Origin of the sequence: Clostridium aciditolerans, from assembly GCF_016316925.1 — a bacterium.
Lineage (GTDB): Bacteria > Bacillota > Clostridia > Clostridiales > Clostridiaceae > Clostridium_AM > Clostridium_AM aciditolerans.
Window position 1 is genome coordinate 100,756 of record NZ_JAEEGB010000003.1, and the last position, 22,138, is coordinate 122,893.

Annotated in this window: 21 protein-coding genes; 15 read left to right on the forward strand and 6 right to left on the reverse strand. The window is 30.4% G+C overall.

The window, feature by feature from the left end:
- The first annotated feature begins 63 nt into the window (after positions 1 to 63).
- From I6U51_RS01665 to I6U51_RS01695, 7 genes are all read left to right on the forward strand, one after another.
- Positions 64 to 1,068, forward strand: coding sequence for a phosphotransferase (locus I6U51_RS01665; protein ID WP_211140868.1), 1,005 nt, complete (start codon positions 64 to 66; stop codon positions 1,066 to 1,068).
- 21 nt (positions 1,069 to 1,089) lie between these two features.
- The gene (locus tag I6U51_RS01670; protein WP_211141062.1) at positions 1,090 to 2,238 is read left to right on the forward strand and encodes a (Fe-S)-binding protein; all 1,149 of its coding nucleotides are present in this window, start codon (positions 1,090 to 1,092) and stop codon (positions 2,236 to 2,238) included.
- Positions 2,231 to 2,905 carry a TVP38/TMEM64 family protein gene (locus tag I6U51_RS01675; protein ID WP_425489734.1) on the forward strand — a complete coding sequence of 225 codons (675 nt, stop codon included), beginning with the start codon at positions 2,231 to 2,233 and terminating at the stop codon, positions 2,903 to 2,905. The genes I6U51_RS01670 and I6U51_RS01675 overlap by 8 nt, the downstream gene beginning before the upstream one ends.
- Before the next feature lie 202 nt (positions 2,906 to 3,107).
- Positions 3,108 to 3,845: a phosphatase PAP2 family protein gene (locus I6U51_RS01680; protein WP_211140870.1), complete on the forward strand. Its 738-nt coding sequence runs from the start codon at positions 3,108 to 3,110 to the stop codon at positions 3,843 to 3,845.
- 350 nt (positions 3,846 to 4,195) lie between these two features.
- On the forward strand, positions 4,196 to 4,384 hold the full coding sequence (locus I6U51_RS01685; RefSeq protein WP_211140871.1) for a DUF896 domain-containing protein: 189 nt from the start codon (positions 4,196 to 4,198) through the stop codon (positions 4,382 to 4,384).
- 13 nt (positions 4,385 to 4,397) lie between these two features.
- On the forward strand, positions 4,398 to 5,327 hold the full coding sequence (gene hprK, locus I6U51_RS01690) for an HPr(Ser) kinase/phosphatase (RefSeq protein ID WP_211140872.1): 930 nt from the start codon (positions 4,398 to 4,400) through the stop codon (positions 5,325 to 5,327).
- Positions 5,317 to 5,865 carry a 5-formyltetrahydrofolate cyclo-ligase gene (locus I6U51_RS01695; protein WP_211140873.1) on the forward strand — a complete coding sequence of 183 codons (549 nt, stop codon included), beginning with the start codon at positions 5,317 to 5,319 and terminating at the stop codon, positions 5,863 to 5,865. The genes hprK and I6U51_RS01695 overlap by 11 nt, the downstream gene beginning before the upstream one ends.
- 28 nt (positions 5,866 to 5,893) lie before the next feature.
- Here the strand turns inward: I6U51_RS01695 and I6U51_RS01700 are convergent, their stop codons facing one another.
- The 6 genes from I6U51_RS01700 to I6U51_RS01725 form a co-directional block, all read right to left on the reverse strand.
- Positions 5,894 to 6,733, reverse strand: a complete 840-nt coding sequence (locus I6U51_RS01700; protein WP_211140874.1) for a PHP domain-containing protein — start codon at positions 6,731 to 6,733, stop codon at positions 5,894 to 5,896.
- 38 nt (positions 6,734 to 6,771) lie between these two features.
- On the reverse strand, positions 6,772 to 7,827 hold the full coding sequence (locus tag I6U51_RS01705) for a flavodoxin family protein (RefSeq protein ID WP_211140875.1): 1,056 nt from the start codon (positions 7,825 to 7,827) through the stop codon (positions 6,772 to 6,774).
- A 38-nt stretch (positions 7,828 to 7,865) separates the two neighbouring features.
- A complete protein-coding gene (locus tag I6U51_RS01710; RefSeq protein WP_211140876.1) occupies positions 7,866 to 9,134 on the reverse strand; it encodes a lactate/malate family dehydrogenase in 1,269 nt (422 codons plus the stop codon).
- 37 nt (positions 9,135 to 9,171) lie between these two features.
- The gene (locus tag I6U51_RS01715; protein WP_211140877.1) at positions 9,172 to 14,034 is read right to left on the reverse strand and encodes a nucleotidyl transferase family protein; all 4,863 of its coding nucleotides are present in this window, start codon (positions 14,032 to 14,034) and stop codon (positions 9,172 to 9,174) included.
- 225 nt (positions 14,035 to 14,259) lie between these two features.
- On the reverse strand, positions 14,260 to 14,658 hold the full coding sequence (locus tag I6U51_RS01720) for a spore coat protein (RefSeq protein ID WP_246517028.1): 399 nt from the start codon (positions 14,656 to 14,658) through the stop codon (positions 14,260 to 14,262).
- Between the two features lie 28 nt (positions 14,659 to 14,686).
- Positions 14,687 to 15,079 carry a hypothetical protein gene (locus tag I6U51_RS01725; RefSeq protein ID WP_211140878.1) on the reverse strand — a complete coding sequence of 131 codons (393 nt, stop codon included), beginning with the start codon at positions 15,077 to 15,079 and terminating at the stop codon, positions 14,687 to 14,689.
- A gap of 203 nt (positions 15,080 to 15,282) precedes the next feature.
- Between I6U51_RS01725 and lepB the strand changes: the two genes are divergently transcribed.
- The 8 genes from lepB (at position 15,283) to I6U51_RS01765 (ending at position 22,138) form a co-directional block, all read left to right on the forward strand.
- Complete coding sequence (gene lepB / locus I6U51_RS01730; protein WP_211140879.1) at positions 15,283 to 15,810, forward strand: signal peptidase I; 528 nt, start codon at positions 15,283 to 15,285, stop codon at positions 15,808 to 15,810.
- Between the two features lie 371 nt (positions 15,811 to 16,181).
- A complete protein-coding gene (locus I6U51_RS01735; protein WP_178907624.1) occupies positions 16,182 to 16,379 on the forward strand; it encodes an alpha/beta-type small acid-soluble spore protein in 198 nt (65 codons plus the stop codon).
- Positions 16,380 to 16,749: 370 nt separating this feature from the next.
- Positions 16,750 to 16,872: a hypothetical protein gene (locus tag I6U51_RS24990; RefSeq protein WP_281395912.1), complete on the forward strand. Its 123-nt coding sequence runs from the start codon at positions 16,750 to 16,752 to the stop codon at positions 16,870 to 16,872.
- A 219-nt stretch (positions 16,873 to 17,091) separates the two neighbouring features.
- The gene (locus I6U51_RS01745) at positions 17,092 to 17,349 is read left to right on the forward strand and encodes a hypothetical protein (protein WP_211140881.1); all 258 of its coding nucleotides are present in this window, start codon (positions 17,092 to 17,094) and stop codon (positions 17,347 to 17,349) included.
- Between the two features lie 238 nt (positions 17,350 to 17,587).
- Entirely contained in the window at positions 17,588 to 19,105 is a 1,518-nt protein-coding gene (gene yjeM, locus I6U51_RS01750) for a glutamate/gamma-aminobutyrate family transporter YjeM (protein WP_211140882.1), read from the forward strand.
- A gap of 138 nt (positions 19,106 to 19,243) precedes the next feature.
- Entirely contained in the window at positions 19,244 to 20,755 is a 1,512-nt protein-coding gene (locus tag I6U51_RS01755; protein ID WP_211140883.1) for a S24 family peptidase, read from the forward strand.
- 107 nt (positions 20,756 to 20,862) lie between these two features.
- Positions 20,863 to 21,801 (forward strand): LysR substrate-binding domain-containing protein, encoded by a 939-nt coding sequence (locus I6U51_RS01760; protein WP_211140884.1) that lies wholly within the window; start codon positions 20,863 to 20,865, stop codon positions 21,799 to 21,801.
- A gap of 37 nt (positions 21,802 to 21,838) precedes the next feature.
- Positions 21,839 to 22,138 carry an ATP-dependent Clp protease adaptor ClpS gene (locus I6U51_RS01765; RefSeq protein WP_211140885.1) on the forward strand — a complete coding sequence of 100 codons (300 nt, stop codon included), beginning with the start codon at positions 21,839 to 21,841 and terminating at the stop codon, positions 22,136 to 22,138.

The window sequence follows — 22,138 nt, forward strand, 5'->3', positions numbered from 1 at the left end:
TTAAAGTTTTAGAATTAGATAGACTAAGTATTTGTAGGTAAGTTAGACATAGGAGGTACGTACATGCTTAAGGATGAACTACAGAATAAGATAATTGATTATGCAAAGCAAAAGCATATTACTGAATATCTAGATCTGCAAAAGAATTTTAAGGTGAAATTTTTAGCACAAGGTGAATACAACATAAATTATACTATTGAGGATGAATTACATAAGTATGTATTTAGAGTTAATACTGGCAGTCAATTAGAACTTAAAAATCAGATTAGCTACGAGTACAACGCATTAAAGAGGTTAGAGATTAGCAAAGTTACCCCTAAGACATACTTTGTTGATGATAAGAAGGATTTTTTTGATTATGGGATTCTAATTATGGAATTTCTAAAGGGTAAACCATTAGATTATAACAAAGATTTGTATAAGGCTTCCGAAATATTTTCTAAAATACATTCTATCAGTATAGAGGAAGATGATTACAAAAGTTTTATAGTGGAAAATAACATTTTTGAAGATAGGATAAAAGAAGGGAAAAGATTATTGGATAGTTTTTTCAAATGTGATTGTGTTCAAATTGAGCAAAAGAACTTCTTTTATAAATTCCTTCAATGGCTTGAAGACAATAAATATAGGGAAATATATTTTACTGAAGATAAATGGCATGTTATCAATAATACTGAAGTTAATTCACATAACTTTATTATTGGAGATGAAAGAAATTATTTGATTGATTGGGAAAAGCCTGTTATAAGTGACCCCTGTCAGGATTTAACACAGTTTTTGGCGGAGACTACTACCTTATGGAAAACAGATTATATACTATCTAAGGATGAAAAAGAAAAATTCTTTAGAATTTACGAAGAAAAGCTTGAAAACGGAAAAAAGGATATAAGAGAGAGAGTAGAGCTTTATACGCCTTATCTTTATTTTAGAGCTTTATCTTGGTGTGCCTATGCATGGATAGAATATCAAGATCCTAATAAAGATATTAAAAATATGGACACGTTAAAGAAAATAGAGCAATATCTTGAATTGAACTTTATGAAAAAGCTTCTAAGTAGATGGTTTTAAAGGAGGAAATAACGACCTTTGATGAAAAAAAATATATTTTATATAGACAATGAAAGTACAATAGAAAATATAAAACAACTAATGGAAGATTGTATAAATTGTAAGCTGTGTACAAAAGAATGTGAATTTCTAAAAGAATTTTCAGATAGTCCTAAGAAGCTTTTAAAGGACATATTAAATAATAAAAGTGTAGATACTTTAATTCCTTATTCCTGCAATATGTGTGGAATTTGCAGTAAGGTATGTCCTAAAGGCTTAAAGCTTAAGGATGTTTTTATGAAAATGAGAAGGGATATAGCTATTAAAAACAATGGGATGTCCACCTTAAAAGGTCATAGAGCTGTCCATATGCACCAAAAATTAAGTTTTTCAAAAGCTTTCAGCGGATTAGTGACAGATGAGAACTCAAAAGAAGTTAAAAGAATATTTATACCTGGCTGTAGTCTAAGTGCCTATAGTCCGGAACTTGTGCATAAAGCTTACAATTATTTGAAGGAAAAGCTCCCTGGTACAGCATTGCTTATTGAATGTTGTGGTAAACCTACAGAGTCCCTTGGTGAGGATGAACTATTTAAAGTAAGGTATAAAAAGCTTTTAAACACTATAGAAAAAACCGGTGCTGAAGAGGTGATTACAGCCTGTCAATCTTGCTATGTAACATTTTCAAAGTATGGACTAAATCAAAAAATCAAGTCATTATGGACTGTATTTCAAGAAATTGATTTACCTAAAAGATCAATTGACATTGGAAATAATAGTGATATTACCTTTACAATTCACGATTCATGTCCTACCAGGGATGTACCGGATATACATGATTCAATAAGATGGATAATGAATAGATTAAATTATAAGATTGAGGAAATGAAATATATAAAAGAAAAGACTAGATGCTGTGGTACAGGAGGGATGGTTTTACCTGTAAATCCTGAAATATCACTTAAGTCCATAAAAAAAATTGCAGATGAAGCTAATACAGACTATATTGTAACTTATTGCGCGAGCTGTAGAGAAGCAATGCTAAAGGGGCAAAAGAAATCACTTCACGTATTAGACTTAATTTTTGGTAACACATGGACATGCAAAGATGAAGTGCCGAAAACCGCTAATACTATTATAAGTTGGTGTAATAGATATAAAGTTAAAGCAAGGGGGAATGGTAGTGAGTAAAGGTAAAAGTAATGTTACGAAAATATTAATGTTGATTCTTGTTGCATTCTTCATAGCTATTTGCTATAAATGTGGAATGTTCACAAATTATGATTCAGCTAGTATAAAAAACTATATTAATTCCTTTGGTATACTTGCTCCAATTATTTATATAATAATGTTTACTTTAGTGCCTTTAACGCTTTTTCCTGATTCTATTTTGGCAGTATCAGGAGGAATGGCTTTTGGATTATTTTATGGTACATTATATACTATTATTGGGGCTGTATTTGGAGCTACACTATCCTTTTATATGGCTAGATATTTGGGTAGAGATTTTGTAAACAAACTGGTACATGGCAAAGGCAAGTGGTTTGAAGACGGAGTTGAAAAAAGAGGTTTTTTTATAGTATTGATGTTAAGGCTTATACCTTTAGTACCTTTTGATATTATAAGCTATGGAGCGGGATTGTCAAAAATAAAGTTTAAGGACTTTTTATTTGGAACTGTAATTGGCATTATTCCTGGTGTACTAATATTTACAAATCTAGGAGACAAGTGTATAGATACATCTTCTTCAAGCTTTATTATATCTATAGCACTGCTAATATTATTGTTTGCATTTTCTTATATCATGAAGAAAAAAATATCATTTAAAAATCTTCAGGAAGACATTGTTAAAGAATAGGGTTAAAATATTATAAATTTAGTAATGAAAAGTATGGAAATAACTCATTGACATTAAATGTAATAAAAAAGAAGGGTATTAGCAAAACACCCTTCTTTTTTATTACATTTAATTATATATGTTGAAGTAATATATTTATTAGTTATAATAGATATATCAGTAATAATAAGATTTTGAGCTTAGTATACGAGGAGGAATAATAATGGCAGGAACTAATTCTAGTAAAGTAGCAAAAATAACATATATACCAAAAGAAAAGTCAGTGCTGTTCATTTATTTTGTTGCAGCTCTATCCTTAGTGCTATTGGTAACTTGCATAGGGGTAGTTGGAGACAGCATTAAAAGTGGACAGGGGTTTTGGGATACAAAAGCTATAAACTATGTTTATTCAATAAGAAATGCTTATTTAAACAAGTTTTTTATTATTATAACCAGTACAGGTGACCCTTTAACAGTTACTGTAATTACAGTGGCAATAAGTTCAGTTCTTTATTTTTTTCAAAGAAGAAAAGAAGCAATTTTTTATATAGTCAATATTTTAGGAGTGTGGCTGCTAAATGAGAGCATTAAAGCTATTGTGAGAAGAGCAAGGCCTAGTGTGGTGAAGTTGGTGTATGCTTCAGGATACAGTTTCCCAAGCGGACACTCAATGGTTTTTATGACTTGTTCTCTTATACTGGTATTTTTCATATTAAGTTTTGCTAAAAATAAGATCTTTGCATATACTTCAAGTATATTTATAATTATATATGGATTTATGATAGGTTTGAGCAGGATTTACTTAGGTGTTCATTACTTAAGCGATGTTCTGGCTGGCTGGACCTTTGCAGCTGTATGGACTTTAACAAGTGTGATCATATATACAAAGATGAGTGTTAAAGAAAATATCCAGTTTAATGTAGATAATATTAATAATAATTACATGGAAAGTGAAAGATAAACAGAATTCTTGGCCTCAGGTGGAGTTTGTCTGCGACCACTGGGCAATTCTGCCCGTTAAATGCCATTTAGGCATTTAACCTCCATCTGAAGCTTAGAAGTCGTTATCCAGGGACATAGCCGCTCTTTACTCCCACTTGAAGAAAAGCAGAGAGTCCAATTTTTGATTTGGTACTAATCGCTTTCACAGAGTGTGATGGGAGTATTAGAGCGGGTAAGTCATCGGGTAAATACCAAAGTTAGTTTATATTTTTAAAGGAAATCCTTTATATGTTAAATATATTTAGGTATAATGTATTAGAAACAGTTATCAGGTAAAATATGATTATAGTTAGATTAGGAGTGAACATAATGAAAATAGAAGAAGTAATAGAAAGAATAAATTTTTTATATAAAAAGAGCCAAAGTGAAGGGTTAACTGAAGAAGAAAAGATTGAGCAGAAAAAACTAAGACAGCACTATATAGATAATGTGAAGAGAAATTTTAGAGCTCAATTAGATGGTATTAAAAAAGTTCCATCTAAAGATGAACTAAATTAAGGAGAGAGCACAAATGTCTGTAACAGTAAAGGATCTTATAAAGGATCTAAAATTAGAAGTTATAAATCAAGGAGAAAAAAATAATGAAATAACTGTAAGTGATATTAATAGACCTGGTCTGCAATTTGCTGGTTTTTACAACTATTATGCTAACGAGAGAGTGCAAATAGTAGGAAAGACGGAGTGGAGCTTCTTAGACGCTATGCAGCCCGATTTAAGAAAAAAGAGAATGAGAAAGTATTTTGAGTTTGATATTCCGTGTATTATAGTAACCAGAGACTTAGAACCTCATTCTGAATTTATGGAAAGCGCAATTCAACATAAAAGATGGGTTTTGAAAAGTGATAATATAACAACAAGATGTATAAGTAGGGTTATGAATTATTTAGATGATAAATTAGCACCGGATACAAGATTGCATGGTGTATTAGTGGATGTGTACGGCATAGGAATGCTTATTACAGGAGAGAGTGGAATAGGTAAAAGTGAAACTGCACTGGAACTAATTAAAAGAGGACATAGACTAGTAGCAGATGATGCTGTTGATATCAAAGAAATAGATGGAGTTTTACATGGTACCTCACCATATATAACCTCAGGCATGATAGAAGTAAGAGGTATGGGAATAATTGATATACCAGCACTTTATGGTTTAAGTTCTATTTTGAAAAGTAAGACAATAAATATTGTCATATATTTGGAACAGTGGAAGGAAGATGAAAATTATGATAGACTAGGGATAGATAAGGAATATGTGAATATTCTCAATGTGCCTGTAAGAAAATTAACAGTTCCAATAAGACCAGGAAGAAACCTTGCTGTAATTATTGAAGCAGCTGCAGCAAATTATAGATATAGTTTTATAACTAATGTTACTCCAGTAGATATTATAGGCCAAAGAATGATAGAAGAAAAGGAAAGAAGGGAGCATAATGGAGAGTAAAAAGGACATTAGGAGAATTATTAAAGACAAGCGGTCTTCTATAACTGCAGAGGAAAGGGAAAAATTAAATCAAACCATATATGAGAAGGCTATAAATAGCGAATATTACAAAAATGCAGAAACTATATTTATATTTATTAGCTTTAAGGATGAAGTTGATACTCTTGGCATTATTAAAAAGTCTTTAGAAGATGGTAAAATAGTATGTGTACCTAAGGTAATGTCAAAGCAAGAGGGTATGGTAGCTATTAGAATTAATAACCTTGAAGATATGACTGTAAGTAGTTATGGTATATTAGAGCCTAAAGATACAACTAATATCATAAAAGAGAATTTAGTAGATTTGACTTTTGTCCCAGGTCTTGCTTTTGATAAAAAAGGTGGAAGAATTGGCTATGGCGGAGGCTTCTATGATAGGTTTTTGAAAGATATGAGGAAAGATGCAAAGAAAATCGGGTTGGCATACAGCTTTCAAATAATAGATGAAGTTCCAATGGAAGAACATGATTTATTTATAGATGGAATAATTACTGATTAAAAGACTTGCCTTGGCAAGTCTTTTAACTTTAAATGCTGTTAAGTTTTTCTAAAAATATTTCAATACCTTTTTCATCTAAAAATACTTCTCCGACAGTAGAGGCGTGTTTTGAATCGTTATCAACTATACCGTGGAAATCCGAACCAGCGGTAACTATTTTATTGTATTTGTTTGCGTAATTTAATAATCTTTCACTATCTTCTTTAGTATTAATTGAGTATATAGCTTCAATGCCATGAAAGGGAAGCTCTAAAAGATCTTCTAAGTTTATTTTTTTTATTAATACCGGGTGTGCCAGCACAATTAAGGCATTCATAGATTGCAGAAGTTTTATACCTTCTTCAGTACTCAACTTTTTGTTTGGAATGTAAGCTGGGCTATCATCTCCAATAAAGTTTTCAAAAATATCATCCCAACTGTAGTCATAGCCCTCTTCTAATATAGCTTTAGCAATATGAGGTCTTGCTACTATGCCATGAGCATCCTCTAATATTTTTTCATAATCAAGCTTTATATTAAAAATATCCTTTAAGTTCTCAACTATCTTTTTAGCTCTGAATATTCTGTAATCATTCATTTCCTTAAGAAAGTCTTTAAAATTATCATTTATTTTGCTTACATCACTAAAATATGCCAGGATGTGTACATTTTTACCATTATACAATGTAGAAAGTTCCACGCCGGGTATAACTTTTATTCCTACGCTTTCGCCATATTGTACCGCTTCTTCTACTCCAGCAATTGTATCATGGTCTGTTATAGCTATAATATCTACACCTTCTTCTTTTGCTAAGTTAACTAGCTCAATAGGAGATAGTTTACCATCAGAGTTTTTGGTGTGTAGATGAAAATCACCTTTTTTATACAATTAAAATCACCTTCTTGTTAAAATATACTGCAGTACTATTATAGACCTTCAGCCATATGTTTTGCAAAAATTTTTGCTTTATTTTCAATTCCCTCAATTTTAAAAATGGAATTAGGGTCATTAGCTGTCTCGGTAATTATAGCATAAGGTGGAAGTCTAAAACCTTTGTTAATACTTAAAGCTCCGATAAGTTGTTTGGCTACAGAGTCGCTGCCAGAGTTTCCTGATACAATAACGCCGAAGGTCGACTTATCATGAAAGCCAGTTTTATGATATAAAACTGTAAGTCTGTTTATTGTGGCAGTTAAGTTCGCTGCAATTGCATCATTATAGTTTGGACATAGCCATACTATTGAATCCGCTTTTTCAATAGCAGGAAGTACATTTTCTGTCATAAAGCCTCCATAAAAGCAGCGATTCTTTTTACCATAGTGAAGGCATAAGGTATATGAACATCCTTTACAATCTAATATTTCACCATTTTCAATTTGAATCTCATTAATTATAAAATCAGTTAAGTTCTTAGAGGCCATATGCCATAGTTCAAGCGTGTTTGAGACTTTGTGTGGTGAAGAATATAATACTGTAATGTTTTTTTTAGTTTTATCATGAGAAACATTTTTATAGTCTAAAAGTCTTTTGCCAAGATTACTACATAAATGAGTACATATGTCCTTAAGTGGAATCTGAAGAGTTTTTTGCCAGGTTAAAAAGTTTCGTAAGCTTTTAGTTGCTTCAACTAAAGGGTGCCCTATAAAGCTGCATCCGAAGTTATTAGCCATAAAAACTATATCTTGAGCGGCTCCTTTAGTACCAAGTTCACTTGAACTATGAACAAGTAGGGAGGCTATTGAACCATAAAAAATGTCATTACCTTTATTCTTTAGTGATTCAAAAAATTTAAGCATTGGTAAATCAAAGCCTGTAAATCCTAACTCCAGTACAAATAATATTTTTTTATCTTTTAAGCATAGACAATCTTTGAACTCTCTTATATATATGACAGAATCAAAATTTCTACTAAAGGCTTCTATCATAAGTTGAAGCTGTTCAGACAAATCTTCATTTGGAGCTATAACATACAGATTTTTCATACCATCACCCCGCATCATATATTTTAGAGTTGTTTTCCCTATAATAAAGAATTATAGGTTTCTAATAGTTTCATATATAGGCTATCAGACATATTTTTATAGGTTTCCAGCTCTATGCCACCGGGAAGCAATCTATTTCTGCATCCCATAAAAGTTCCTCCTATAAAAGTAGCACTATAATGCCAATCACCTTTTATTGTAGCTATAAGAGAGAAGGCTCCAGAGGACAAAGCAGGAGCTATATAAGGCTTAAATCCTATAGACCGAACCTCTAAGTTAGCTGTTCTTGTTTTAGCTGTTAAGTACTCTGATAACTCCTCATTATAGTTATCTATACTATCTGCTACTATGAGCCCTTCACCATGAGGGCCAAAGGCTCTACCATATTCTAAATAGTGTTTACAGTCATCTCTTTGCTTGGCATAATAGCATGCTCTGGCATTCATTACACCAAGTCCGTAACCCCTAATCTGCTCTGGCATGAGAGAAGGGCGTTGATCAGAGGTATATTTAATACTTTCTTCGAAAACTGTTTTACAAAGTAAGTCTACAGGGTCAGAAACTACTGCAAAGATACCTTTAAAGTTGTTCTTAGAAGCTAGACTTGTGTAGTAACTAATAATTTTTGAGTTCCCTTGAAACTGTATAAGCCTCACATCTGAAATTTCATTGCCAACCTCAGGTACGTAGGCAGACACACAAAAGACAAACATATCGCAGTTAAATAAATCTTCTTCGTCCGCAGCATAAACGGTGGGATAATTATTGTTATAATCTGGTGGTAGAATTTGATTACACTCATACTCCCATCTTTTTACTTTATTTTCATCCTTATCGTATATATTTATATGGGATATACAGTCTCCCCCTAAAAGTCTAAGTCCGGTAATCAGCGTTCCGCCTACATCACCAAGGCCAACAACTGTGAGACTCCATTTTTTTGTGGGTTTTATATTTTCACATATTACAGGAAAATGTGAATCTAAAGCTTCCTGCCAATCCTTATAAGCGGTATTTATAGAAGTAACATTTCTATTATATATATGTTTTATTATCCAATCAGGAATAATTAGATTATGATTAGTTACATCTTTTAGAAGTTCTAAGTTTTCTTCATCTATAAATAAATTATTTGTAGATGTTACACAATAGGACATTCTAGATTTATATGGATCAATATTATTTAGCGAGAAGATTCTTCCACTAAAATTTTTGGCAGATTCCTCCGTAATTTCCTGGAGATCATACTTTTCATTTGAAATTAGTAGTTTGTTTTCTAATGTGTAGTAAAATAAGCCTTTAGACATATATCAATCTAGTCCTTTCATCAAATTTTATTTAGTATTATTTAAATGCATGACTAAGCCTTAATAAAAGTTCAAGATCATTTTTTAAATAGCTGGAGGCATTTAGATTTAAGTTATATTCCATATTTTCTCCATGTTCAGGGCATCTAGGTATTGTAAGTACTTGGCCTAGGGAGCCTAGGGTTAAATTTTTTTCCTGCATTGAATGAAATTCACTTTCTAATACTTCCAGTATGTTGATAGAGTTTTCTATACAAGTTTTAGATAAATTATATATCTCTGCTTTTGGAGCTTTTCTGATAAAAGCAGGGTAAGTATATGGTAAAATTAAATTTATAGATGGCAGAAGATTTCTCTCAGGATAAACACCCCGCCATAATGCATCTCCTCCTATAAAGGGATATAAAGAATTCTCATTAAACCATATTTTAAGTCTTGGTATAAAATAGACGCTGTCAACTTGTCTGTTCTGCATATCCATTAAATCTTTTCCTCTTCCAGACAAAACGCCAACAATAATCTTTTGTACTTTTACATCCTCATTTTTAAAAATAGGATCTAAAGCCTTTATTCTATATCCTTTATGAAGTAGATCATCTACTAATATAACTGTACGATTAAAGGATTTTATCATTTTTACTTGAGTTTTTAGATCAAGGTAGTGAGGAAATTCTCCGATAATAAATCTTCTCATATCAGGATAAAAGAGCTTTTCTGTATGCAGTGATTTTGTCACTGTATTTGGTATTACATACCTTCTCAATATATCTCCATAAGGTACACACATGGATGGTCCTAGTTTTTTAGGAAGAACTGTTTGAGTTGGTACACCATTTTCTTTGCATATTTTTCTTATCATATTTTGATATACAAAGTTAACATCAAAGGGAATAAGAAGTTCTCCAGGATAAAGCTTTATAATGGCTTCCTGCAGTTTCTTTCGTGAAGTAGATAATACATTTCTTACCCTAGGATTGCTTCTAAAAGGCTCTTTTATTATATTTTGTATGTCAAGATTTAGTATACAAGGAGTACTCATATTAACTGCAAAAACAGGGTTACTTTCATCGCAAAAGGGAACCTTAATAAATCCATTTAGTTTAAGTAAATCATATATGCTGTCAGAGCAAAATTTATTGCCGAATATATTTTTAAATATACCATACTCATAATCCCTTGAAATGCACGAAGTCAGAGTTTCTGTAAGTAATATTTGCTCTAGTTCATTGTTTTTATCGTAATTTTTTATATATAAGCCATCTATCAGTATTATTCTTCCTACACTATTTTCACGTATATACTGTGATACCTCAGAGTTTCTAAATTCATCGTACAAAGTAGCAGAACGAATCCAATGAAAAACAGAGAAACCTAGGATTTGGTTAGTGTTGGTATTTTTTAATAGCATTATTCTAGCTGAAGGTTTAGAAGATACAGATATAAGCTTTTCTTTAAACTCTTCATCTGACTCAGATATACTTTCGCATATTGTATCTATGAAATCAGCAGAAAGAATATCAATAACCTCTGTATCCAGCCAAGGAGATTTTATTAATGACTTATCTTGTGCTTCTCTTTGATAAAAACCATTATCATAAATATACTGTTGTGCTAAGGGGTCTACAAGACTAGAAATATCTCTATTTTCATCTATATAGCTTCTTATTTGTGTAGAGCTCAGCTCTGAGTATTTAGATGATAATGTAAGAACTATAACATCTTTTTCTATATTTTTTACTGCACTGCTAAATTTCTTGTTTTTACCTCTCTCAAAAATTATATGAGCAAAAGTATGGATAGAATTCTCCGTTTTAGGCAATTTATAGCTTGATGCATTTAAGAGAACATCACTTCCTATAGCAATATATACCTCAGAATCTAGAAAATTTTCTCTTAAGATCTTTAGACTATCTGGATTTGCTATATTTGTTGGAAGAATATCAGGGTAAATATATATATTAAGTTCATCTGAAATAGACATATTAACTAAGTTTCTTCTTAAAAGACTAGGAAGCGTTTTTTTAGACCAAGAGAACTCATCAATGGCTAGATACACTTCGAAGCCTAAATCCCTTATATATTTTGCAATTTCTTTGTGACTAAGAGAGAATGGATCAAAAGTTCCAGGGAAAAATGCAATCTTTTCTGGGAGAGGTATATCTATCTTTCCATGGAAAAAGTTAAAATCTGATATAAATCTATATATATGATTTAAACTTGCTGATCTTGTTAAAAATAAAAGCTTAGCATTTTCATTACTTGTAATTAGTGTAAGCACTTTTTTAGCTATAAGTTTAAATATATCAGCCTTTTTCTTTAGCCCAAGATATGGAGCACCAAAAATATCTTTACCTATAACACTAAAGGCTGCTTGTTTAACCTGAGGATCATAATTTCCTAGACCATTAAGGAGAATCCCGAACATTTTATTTAGTCTTTTATAATAAAAATTTTCATTTTCCTCAAATCTGTCTTTATAAAGATCATAGTATGAAATAGTTATTCCTATAGTCTTCAATATTAGTGACTTAAGATTAATATTAGATGATTTAATCTTAACTATAGAATCATTAATTACCTCATCTAATTCTTTAGGTTGAAGCCATAGGATTGCTTGACCAGCGTATCGTGGTATATATTCAGTAAATTTGTTTCCCTCAATTTCAAGTGCACGGAATAATTCTACAGCCACTTCATTTCGTTCTGCCAAAGTTAGATAAGGCATAATCATTAAAACTGCGCTTCCAGCTTTATTTCTAACACTCTCTATTGCACTTACCTTTAACAGATTACAAAAATGTATAGCTGTATGTAGTCCAGTAGATTGTGAATTATTTAATGCATGGTCTAAAAGTAATTCTACTTGATTTCTTTTCCTAATCCAGTCGGTAGCAGTTTTTAGGTTACTTAAGAATATATCTGTCACAGTGTTTTTATTTAATTGACAGTGTGACTTAAAGTACTCTATATTATTTTTTATATTTAAGGTATTATTTATTTTATAAAGCAAAAGGTTTTCAGCAGGAACCTTGCTTTTTTTAGTTATATTTAAGAAATGCTGCCTTAACTTTTGTATAAATGGATGTTCTGTCGGAAGCTCATGAATTAAACTCAGCATAGTTTCTAATGCTTCAAGTCTGGTAACACTACTTCTCTTTGTCAATTTAGAAAATACATAATAATAAATTATATCAATATCGTCTTCATATGCATCAAAAGGTATATATTTAGCAGTTTCTAGCAAAAACAAGTCGCAATCACTGCTTTTATATCTTTCGTCTTTATAAAAATTGAATATGATTTCTTTATAGATCTTATAATAGGACCTTTTTCGGCAATTTACAAATAGGGAATTCACCATGATACTTATACTGTATCCTATATTGAATCTATGAGAGGGTATAACCTTATGTCCAGGAGAAAGCATTAATTCAAAGTATTCCTTTAGCAGATCAACACTACAAATAGAACTAGTTTCTAATTTTACGTTTTCTGGAATTTCCTTTCTATACTCCTCATCGAAAATAGCAATGAGGCTTCCTATTAATTCAGCACAATGCCTTCGTATATCATCTTCAGGATGTACTAGATTTTCATATAAAAATTTAATAGTTTGAAGTTTTTGCTTTTGGGTAAGGTATGTAGAATATTCTTGGAATATTCTTATGTATTCTCTTAAGTTTTTCCAATCCTTTTCGCTCCTTGCCATTTCTAATAAGGCATCAAGTGAGTATTCGTCACGAAGGTGATACATTAAGTTTATATTATGACTTATAGAAAGATATTTTAGATTTTGTACAATTCCGTTTCCTTGAAGTAGGGTATAGTGTTGTTTAGGTATTTTTGATAGAATAAACTTTGATTTAGGTTCAGTATCTATGCCTAAATTAATAAGAAAATCTTCAAAGTCTTTCAATTTAGAATAAACTCTTTTATACCTTTTGCTTTTCTCACCAGTAACATTTTCAAGTTTGTTTAAAATAACGTGAAAAGAATCCTCAAGGGGGTAAACCTTCATTTTGGCTTTTCCATTTATATATTCATCTTTTATTCTAAAATCAGAGTATATAAGAAGCAAGGATTCAATAGATAGATTTTCAAGCTCTAAATCCCAGGTAGAGTGATTAATAGCTATATTCCTTATATAATTAATTCCATATCTTTTAAACCATTGATCTGTATAGTAATAGTGGAGCCTAGGAACCCGTTTTAACTCCATTCCTTTACATCCATACTTTCCTATGTCATGACCTCCGGCAGCACCTGAAACCCTACCTAAATCTACTGGTGTTCCGAGGGATTTTAATTGACGTGCGATAAATAATGAAAGATAATGAACGCCGCATACATGATCTAGTGTGGTAAAACCAGTTATTTCTCCGTTTATCTTCATCATTTCATAAGAGTAATTGTCGTTAAAAGCTCTAACAAATCTTCTATATTCTTCTGGGTGTTCAAGTTCGTTTTCTTCTTGCAGAGTTAAAAAGTTCATAGCATATAAACTTTGCCAAGTTCCATCAGAAGAGTCTTTCTGAACTTCACAGATTACACGAAAAATTCTTAAAAATGTCTCACAGGATGAAATTAACTCATCTAGTAGTTTTACAGAGACAGTTTCAGGGAAATTTTTGTATAAAGTGTATTGATGTATATAACTAAGCCAATCAGAAGGTGCTTTTTCTTTTGCTAACTCATTAAGCATAGGTAGGCACAACTCAAGAGTTTTTTTAGCAGTAAAGTTATTTGTTTCTATGAGGTCTTTTAAAGCATCAGAAAAATTCTTGTTTCTAAAATATTTATCTATTAAATATTTATCTATATTGAATTTTTGCAGCCATTTTGCACTAGTCAGTCTTCTTATAATTCTATTGTAAATTTCAACAAATGGTATGCTGTTCATTTTGTCCTCCTTAATACATTGTTTACAGAAAATTATATACTTTTACCATGTTTTTTTAAAGTCATTAAAGTGAAATTTTTCAAGATATAATGAAATGAATAGAGAATTTAAAATAGCCTTGGTCATCTCCAAGACTATTTGTATAAACTTCTGCTAAGTTTAACATTATACTATCACTATTAGAAGGTGTATATATAAACATAGATAATAGCTTAATAATAGAGTTTACTGTGATAAATTTTGTGCCTGTTCAAGGTCTTGTTGAAGTTGCTGCTGTGGAGTTGAAAAAGTATTATACCATTGTTTGTTCACTGCTATGTCTGATAGCCTATAATGTTCGTTTAATGAATTAGTAAGCTGTGAACCTAACAATTCTCTAAGTTGAGGATTGGTTATTTCAGTAATTACTGAAGTAAGTGCGACAATATCAGACTTGGACATAGTTAGCAACCCTAAAGCTATCTCCTTATCTTTAGCATTGTTATTTGAGTTGGAATCGTTGTTATTATTGTTACAGCCATTATTATTATTATTATTATTATTGTTATTATTGTTACTGTTATTGTTATTATTATTTTGAGTATTACTTGACATAATATTGCAAGCAGTGTCTATCCATGACATTATTATATTACCTCCTATCTAGGTCTTTTTAACCGAAAGAACCACCACTTGGATTGTTTTGGTTACTTTCATTGTTTTGGTTATTTTGACTGTTTTGGCTAGTTTGCTGATTATTTTGTTGATTATTTTGTTGGTTATTTTGCTGATTATTTTGTTGGTTATTCTGTTGATTACTCTGATTGTTTTGATTAGCATTGTTATTTTGATTGTTACCTAAATTACACTGATTGTTAATAAAGTTTTGTATTTGCTGAAGGGCTGATTTTTTAGAATTTAAACATTGCTGCATGTAATTCTTCAACTCATTATCATTTACCATTGACATACTTGCTTCAGTTCTTTTTAAACTTACAATTTCACTATTCATTAATTCGTGTAACTCTAATAATTCATGTGGAGTTAAATCTGCATTATTTTGCATAAATTGTCACCTCTCTTACTTGTTTTATTTTTCTCTATTTATTTACTTATATCCATGGAAAAAATAGTATAAATATTACTAAGGTAATATAAAAAATTTAAATATAAAGAAAGGTAAATTTTAATAAATATTTTAAAATTTAATATAAGATTTTAAATAAAGTTATGATAAAATTAATTAAATAACTTAAAGGAGATGAGCATATGAATAACCAATTAGCGAAAGAAATAAAAGAATATGCGATTTCTATTATCGCAGCATTGTTTATAGCTTTGTTATTTCACAACTATGTATTTGCAAGGGCAACTGTTGAAGGTCCTTCAATGCAGCCTACTCTTCACAATAAAGATATATTGTTTTTAGAAAAGATAAGCACAGAAACATCTAATGTTAAACGAGGTCAGATAGTTGTCTTTGATTCTAAGAATGAGAATGGAGATTATTACATAAAAAGAGTAATAGGTGTAGCTGGTGATATCGTTGAAATAAAAAATGGGCATGTATATCTTAATGGAAATATGCTAAATGAGAACTATCTTTCTGCAAACAATATAACAGAGCCATTATCTACTCAGTCTAGATATACTGTTCCCAGTGGATATGTATTTGTATTAGGAGATAATAGAACCAATAGTATTGATAGTAGAATACTAGGACCTATAAATTTAAAGGACTTAAAAGGGCATGCAGTAATAAGAGTATTTCCTTTTGATTCTATTGAGATGTTCTAATAATTTACATCAGCTAGTATGATTTGACAATATAAATAAATATATAGAAGTAACATTTTGAGAGCACTCCTATCTAAATTAGGAGTGCTCTATTTTTAAGTAAATATTATAAAGGAATTTTATTATAGCAACACAAAAATAATTTTAACCCTATTTTAAAAAAATATACTACTATTATTGGATTCTGTTTGTATAAATCAAACAAGAAAAATCGACATAAAATTATAAAATATGAGTTTGTAAACCAAAAATAGTAATTAATAGAGCTTTTGTATGTAATTTAATAGATTAATAATCTAAAAATCGCGCAAACTTATAGTACAATCAAATAAATACAGAAAATAAAATATATTTTAAGGAGGAATAAATTTATGGCAAGTAGAGGTAATAGAGTACTAGTTCCACAAGCTAAACAAGGATTAGATCAATTTAAAATGGAATCAGCTAGAGAAGTTGGAGTAAACTTAAAAGAAGGCTATAATGGAGATCTTACTTCAAGAGAAGCTGGATCAGTAGGTGGAAACATGGTTAAGAAAATGGTAGAAGCTTACGAACAAGGTTTAAAATAGAACATAGCTAGAGTTAACTGCCAGGTAGACATATTCTACCTGGCTTTTTCTATAGGGTTCACAGGTAGACAGTTAGTAGCTCCATAGTTTGCACTGAATACTTTGTAACAGTTAAACTACATAGTAAATATAATAAAATATATAATGAGAAAACTTTTTAATTTATTGTCATAATATTAAAAAAGATTTAATATTTTTATAACGAAATAATGTTAATATGTTTATGAGGTGAAGTGCAGTGAGTGTACAAATATATCAAAACCCAGATTTTAAGATTTATAAAGCGGGAGATGGTTATATAGTTCACAACAGGCATAAAAATTTTAAGGAAGGGCACACTCATGTGAGAAATTATAATATTTGTATGGTTATGATTAAGTTAATAGAAAGAAAGGAGATGCCCAAAAGTAAAGATAAGTATTTTATTCAAAGCCTCATAAGGATAAGCAATGATAGGAAGTATATAAGTAAAATAATGAAGTGTGTACAATAATCCTAGGTTTTCCTAGATGTCATTTATTGTATAATTAATCCGTAATTGTCAATAATTCAAATATAATATATTTCAATATTGATTTATTACACAATCAGGGACAATAGATGGTTTAGCCACAGGGATTACAGTGGTAGCAGCTATGAGGAGAGAAGACTCTCCTCATAGGCATATTATCATCTCTTTTTGAATATTAAAAAATAGGAGGGAGATGGTATAATGTTAAATACCGTAGTATGTAAAAAAGAAGGATGCAAAGGAAATAGGTTTAAGATTAATGTACAAAGACTAAAGGTGCTTATGATATGTACAGAGTGTAAAACAGTAGAAAAACTTAATCGAGAAATGAATTCAATTTTTCCCACCATATGTTCTAAATGCACTGGAGAAATTTTTAAGGTATGTAGAAATAATGAAGATAACAATATGTATTTCGAATGTATAAACTGTGGACATAAATTTATTTATTTTCCGTAATAGCAAAGTTATTCAACTTTAAAAATAAATTATAGGGAAACTAACTTTAAGATTAGTAACCCTATATTAAAAATTGTTAAAATTTACAAACCTCGAAGAAAGGCCATTCTTCGAGGTTTATTTTTTACGCTATATAATAGTATTTTATATAATAGTCTGGGAATATTATTGATATACAAATAAATAATATTCGAGTTTGATAAATTAAAAATGAATGATAACAATAAGGAGGGTAAAAATGGGTTCAAATGTAGATTCAACAAAAAAATTAACATTAGTATCATTAGTACTAATGATATTTACTTCTGTATATGGATTTAATAATATACCAAGATCATTCTATAAAATGGGTTATGCTGCTATTCCTTGGTATATTTTATCAGGAATAACATTTTTCATTCCTTTTGCATTAATGATGGCTGAGTTTGGTGCGGCCTTTAAGAATGAAAGAGGTGGAATTTATTCATGGATGGAAAAATCAATAGGACCTAAATTTGCATTTATGGGCACATTTATGTGGTATGCATCTTATATTATTTGGATGGTAAACGTTGCATCAGGCGTATGGGTTCCGATATCAAATGCGATATTTGGAAAAGATACAACAAAAGCATGGTCATTATTTGGATTATCTGGACCTAAGACTTTAGGAATATTAGGAATACTATGGATTATATTTGTAACTTATGTATCCACTAAAGGTTTAGATAAAATCAAAAGAATAACGTCATTAGGTGGAACAGCTGTTGCAGCACTAAATATTGTTTTGCTAGTTGGTGCATTGTTGGTTCTGATTGGAAATAAGGGGCAATTAGCGCAGCCTATTCAAGGGCTAAGTTCATTTACACAATCACCAAACCCTAAGTTTGTTGGAAATGCAATTGTTTCTCTAGCATTTATAGTTTACGCTATATTCGCCTATGGTGGTATAGAGGTTGTTGGTGGATTAGTTGATCAGACTGAAAATGCGGAAAGAACCTTCCCTAAAGGAGTTGTTATATCAGCAGTTATTATATCAATAGGATATTCATTAGGTATATTTATGGTTGGTATATTCACTAACTGGGCACAGGTTATGAATACACAAGGCGTTCATCTAGGTAATGCAGGTTACGTAGTAATGGCTAATTTGGGATATGCACTTGGAACTGCATTTGGAGCAAGTGAAGCTACTGCTGTAGCTATGGGTGCATGGATAGCAAGATTTGTTGGACTTTCAATGTTTTTAGCTTTATCAGGAGCATTCTTTACACTAACATATTCTCCGTTAAAACAAATAATAGAAGGTACTCCTACTAGGCTGTGGCCCGGAAAAATGGGAGAATTAAAAGGTGGAATGCCTCTAAATGCTATGTGGATTCAAGCTACCATAGTCTGTATAATAATATTTTTAGTATCCTTTGGTGGAGATTCAATGTCGAAGTTTTTTGATATATTAGTTGCAATGACTAATGTAGCAATGACTCTTCCATATATGTTCATAGCAATTGCTTTTCCTCCATTCAAAAAGAATGAAAAGATTGGGAAACCATTTGCAGTATATAAAACTTACAATAGTGCTTTTATATGGACAATAGTAGTTGTGCTTACTGTAGGATTTGCTAATGTATTTTCAATAATAGAACCAGCTATAAATGGTGATATGAAGACTACAATTTGGAGTATAGCTGGACCAGTATTCTTCTCAGTGGTCGCTTGGATTATGTACAGCAGTTACGAAAAAAATAATAAAGAAGAAAGAAGAAAAAATGCATGACACAAATTAAAGGGGGTTGTTGGATTATTCAACAACCTCTTTTAGATTGAATTATTCACGAAATATTTTATAACCATTATAGCGACAGTTGAGTTATAATATATATATCGATTTATATTCCTGTTTGGAGGTGAAAAGGTGAAATTAGATGCAGTTCAGAGAAGGATAGTATTAAATAAACAATTGGGATGTAGTTTGCTAAAAGGAAAGGTTTCATCTGGAAAAACCACAGCAGCAATACATAGAGCTATATATTTAAAGAATCAATATTGTTTGTTTGAGGATGATACAGTATTAATAGTATCAGATAAAGATATAAATGTGGATATTGCTAGAAAAATATATGATAAAGTAGAAGAAAACAATAAATTAGAATATATAACATTATTCACTAATCATGAGGACAAGTTAACTTTCTGCAGCATTGAAAATATTATATGTAAATACTTTAATAATAGTGAAAAGAACAAATATACAATCATTAAAGAAGAGGATAAAATAATTACAATAAATAAATGCATAAAAACTATAAAGGAACGATATAAAAATTTAAAAATATTAGATTTGAAGTACAGTAGATTCCTTACAGATGAAATAAAATGGATAAAATGTTGTAATTATAATACTATTGATGCATATCAAAGTGCTGATAGAACAGGAAGAAAGGTTAAGAAGGGCGAAGGTCCTCTAAGACTTTTAAAAAATTCCAAATCAAGAGAAGCTATTTTTAATCTTATGCTGTCATATAATAAAATCTTAGAAGAGAATCATTTAGTAGATAGTGAAGAAAGAGACCTAATAGCCTTGGATTATATTAAGAATTTGAATAATAAGGTCACACATATAATAGTAGATGAGTTTCAAAATTTTACGAAAGTACAATTTGAAATTGTAAAGGCATTGCTAAATAATAAAGACTATGGCAGTATGCTTTTGGTAAATAGCCAAGATAACAATACTAACCCCAATGGCTGGTTTGTTAAAGGAAGAAAACTCAATAGTATTGGAATAGATACAAAAATAAAAACTTATTCTCTTAAAAATACATATACAGATAGTTTGGAGCTGAAAGAAAAAGTGAATAATTTAGAAAGAGTGAATACAGAAGAAAAAAATAACTATTACGAAAGTGTTCTCTCTATTGAAACTTTTGAATATCATGACATACGACATAATAGAAAGTATGATTTTGTTAGAGATATAAATGATATATCAGATGTGATTGTAAAGAATGAAGATAGAGAAGATGAATATACAAAAGACGAATTAAAAGAGCTTGTGGTTTACAACGACATTGCAGCGGGAGAACCTATATTAATAAATCCAGATATAGAAGATAAATTTTATATACCTAAGTTTTGGTTGAAAGGCGTAAATGACTGCTTTATACTCAAGGTTAAAGGTGATAGTATGATAAATGTTAACATTGAGGATAATGATTATGTAGTAATAAGAAAGCAATATGCTGCGCAAAATAATGATATTGTTGCTGTTGATATTGATGGAAGTGCTACACTAAAAAGGCTTTCAATAGGCAAAGGTGGAATTAAACTAATGCCTGAAAATAGCAAATACAACCCAATACCTATAACTGATGAGGGCACAAATATAATAGGTATCGCAGTTGGAATTATAAAATATAAACATTAAAAAATAAGATCAGGATTGACAATTGACAATCCCGTTTTTATTTACCTTTTACGGTTTATTATATAAAATGCTTTTTATTGTAAAAATATTAGGGAGGCTTTAAGCAAGTGTTGGACTTAAGATTGAATACATTTTTGATTGTCAGTAAGATAAAGAATTTTACCAAAGCAGCTCAAATATTAAATTTAACCCAACCTGCAGTATCTCAACATATTAAGTTTTTAGAGGATTATTACGGTGTAACTTTAATTAAGAAGCAGGGAAGAGAGATAGACCTGACAGAAGAAGGAGAAATTTTATTTAAATATGCGCAAAAGTTAGAAATGCTATATAGAACATTAGATATGGAACTTAGAAATAGATCAGGAATTAATAAAACATATAATGTAGGGGCAACAAGAACAATAGGTGATTATGTTCTTCCTTATATTTTAGGAAGATATAAAAATATACATATAAACATAGACATACTTCTTCAAGTAAGTAATACAAGAGAAATAATTGAAAAATTATTAAGCGCGAAGCTGGATTTGGCACTTGTAGAAGGTCCTTTTGATAAGGGTATATTTAAATATAAGAAATTTAAGGATGATGAGCTTGTTTTAGCAGTATCACCAAAACACTGTTTTTCAAAAAGAGAAAATGTAGAATTACAAGAGGTTTTAGAAGGAAACTTGATATTAAGAGAAAAAGGGTCTGGAACTAGAAAAATAATTGAAAATAAGCTGGTTGAAGTTGGATATAATTTAAATATGATAAAACCTTATATGGAAATTGGAAGTATAAATGCTATTAAATCATTAGTCGAGTCAAATCTAGGGTACACTATAATATCGAGAGAAACAATTAAGAGAGAGCTTGAGCTAGGCTTAATTAAAATAGTGCCAATAAAAGATATATATATACCTAGAGAGTTTAATTTCATATATTTAAATGAAGATTCTGATGGGTTTATTGAACATTTTACAACCTTTTGTTGTATACAAGAAAGTAAAACATGTTCATTGCAAAGCCATGTTAACTTTAAATCGCATATGTTAAAATAACCTTAAACATAATATTTATACTAATGGAGTTGTTAAAATGTCACAAAAATCTATTTTAAAAGAAGATACAAAAATTAAAATAAAAAAACCAAAGATGTATAAGGTGCTTGTTCACAATGATGATTACACCACCATGGAGTTTGTAATAGAAGTACTTGTTAAGGTTTTTAAAAAACAAGTTATTGAAGCTACAAAAATTATGTATGACGTACACAGAGTAGGGATAGGTGTTGCTGGGATATACTCATATGATATCGCAGCAACCAAGACAGTACAAGCCGTAAATATGGCAGAAGAAAGTGGTTTCCCACTAAAATTTAGTATGGAAGAGGAATAA

Coding starts and splice junctions, on each gene's coding strand:
- I6U51_RS01720 (WP_246517028.1), bottom strand. CDS start 14,658: ATGTCATGGATAGACACTGCTTGCAATATTATGTCAAGTAATACTCAA.
- I6U51_RS01680 (WP_211140870.1), top strand. CDS start 3,108: ATGGCAGGAACTAATTCTAGTAAAGTAGCAAAAATAACATATATACCA.
- I6U51_RS01735 (WP_178907624.1), top strand. CDS start 16,182: ATGGCAAGTAGAGGTAATAGAGTACTAGTTCCACAAGCTAAACAAGGA.
- I6U51_RS01670 (WP_211141062.1), top strand. CDS start 1,090: ATGAAAAAAAATATATTTTATATAGACAATGAAAGTACAATAGAAAAT.
- I6U51_RS01665 (WP_211140868.1), top strand. CDS start 64: ATGCTTAAGGATGAACTACAGAATAAGATAATTGATTATGCAAAGCAA.
- I6U51_RS01725 (WP_211140878.1), bottom strand. CDS start 15,079: ATGCAAAATAATGCAGATTTAACTCCACATGAATTATTAGAGTTACAC.
- yjeM (WP_211140882.1), top strand. CDS start 17,588: ATGGGTTCAAATGTAGATTCAACAAAAAAATTAACATTAGTATCATTA.
- I6U51_RS24990 (WP_281395912.1), top strand. CDS start 16,750: ATGATTAAGTTAATAGAAAGAAAGGAGATGCCCAAAAGTAAAGATAAG.
- I6U51_RS01705 (WP_211140875.1), bottom strand. CDS start 7,827: ATGAAAAATCTGTATGTTATAGCTCCAAATGAAGATTTGTCTGAACAG.
- hprK (WP_211140872.1), top strand. CDS start 4,398: ATGTCTGTAACAGTAAAGGATCTTATAAAGGATCTAAAATTAGAAGTT.
- I6U51_RS01745 (WP_211140881.1), top strand. CDS start 17,092: ATGTTAAATACCGTAGTATGTAAAAAAGAAGGATGCAAAGGAAATAGG.
- I6U51_RS01685 (WP_211140871.1), top strand. CDS start 4,196: ATGAAAATAGAAGAAGTAATAGAAAGAATAAATTTTTTATATAAAAAG.
- I6U51_RS01765 (WP_211140885.1), top strand. CDS start 21,839: ATGTCACAAAAATCTATTTTAAAAGAAGATACAAAAATTAAAATAAAA.
- I6U51_RS01710 (WP_211140876.1), bottom strand. CDS start 9,134: ATGTCTAAAGGCTTATTTTACTACACATTAGAAAACAAACTACTAATT.
- I6U51_RS01695 (WP_211140873.1), top strand. CDS start 5,317: ATGGAGAGTAAAAAGGACATTAGGAGAATTATTAAAGACAAGCGGTCT.
- I6U51_RS01715 (WP_211140877.1), bottom strand. CDS start 14,034: ATGAACAGCATACCATTTGTTGAAATTTACAATAGAATTATAAGAAGA.
- lepB (WP_211140879.1), top strand. CDS start 15,283: ATGAATAACCAATTAGCGAAAGAAATAAAAGAATATGCGATTTCTATT.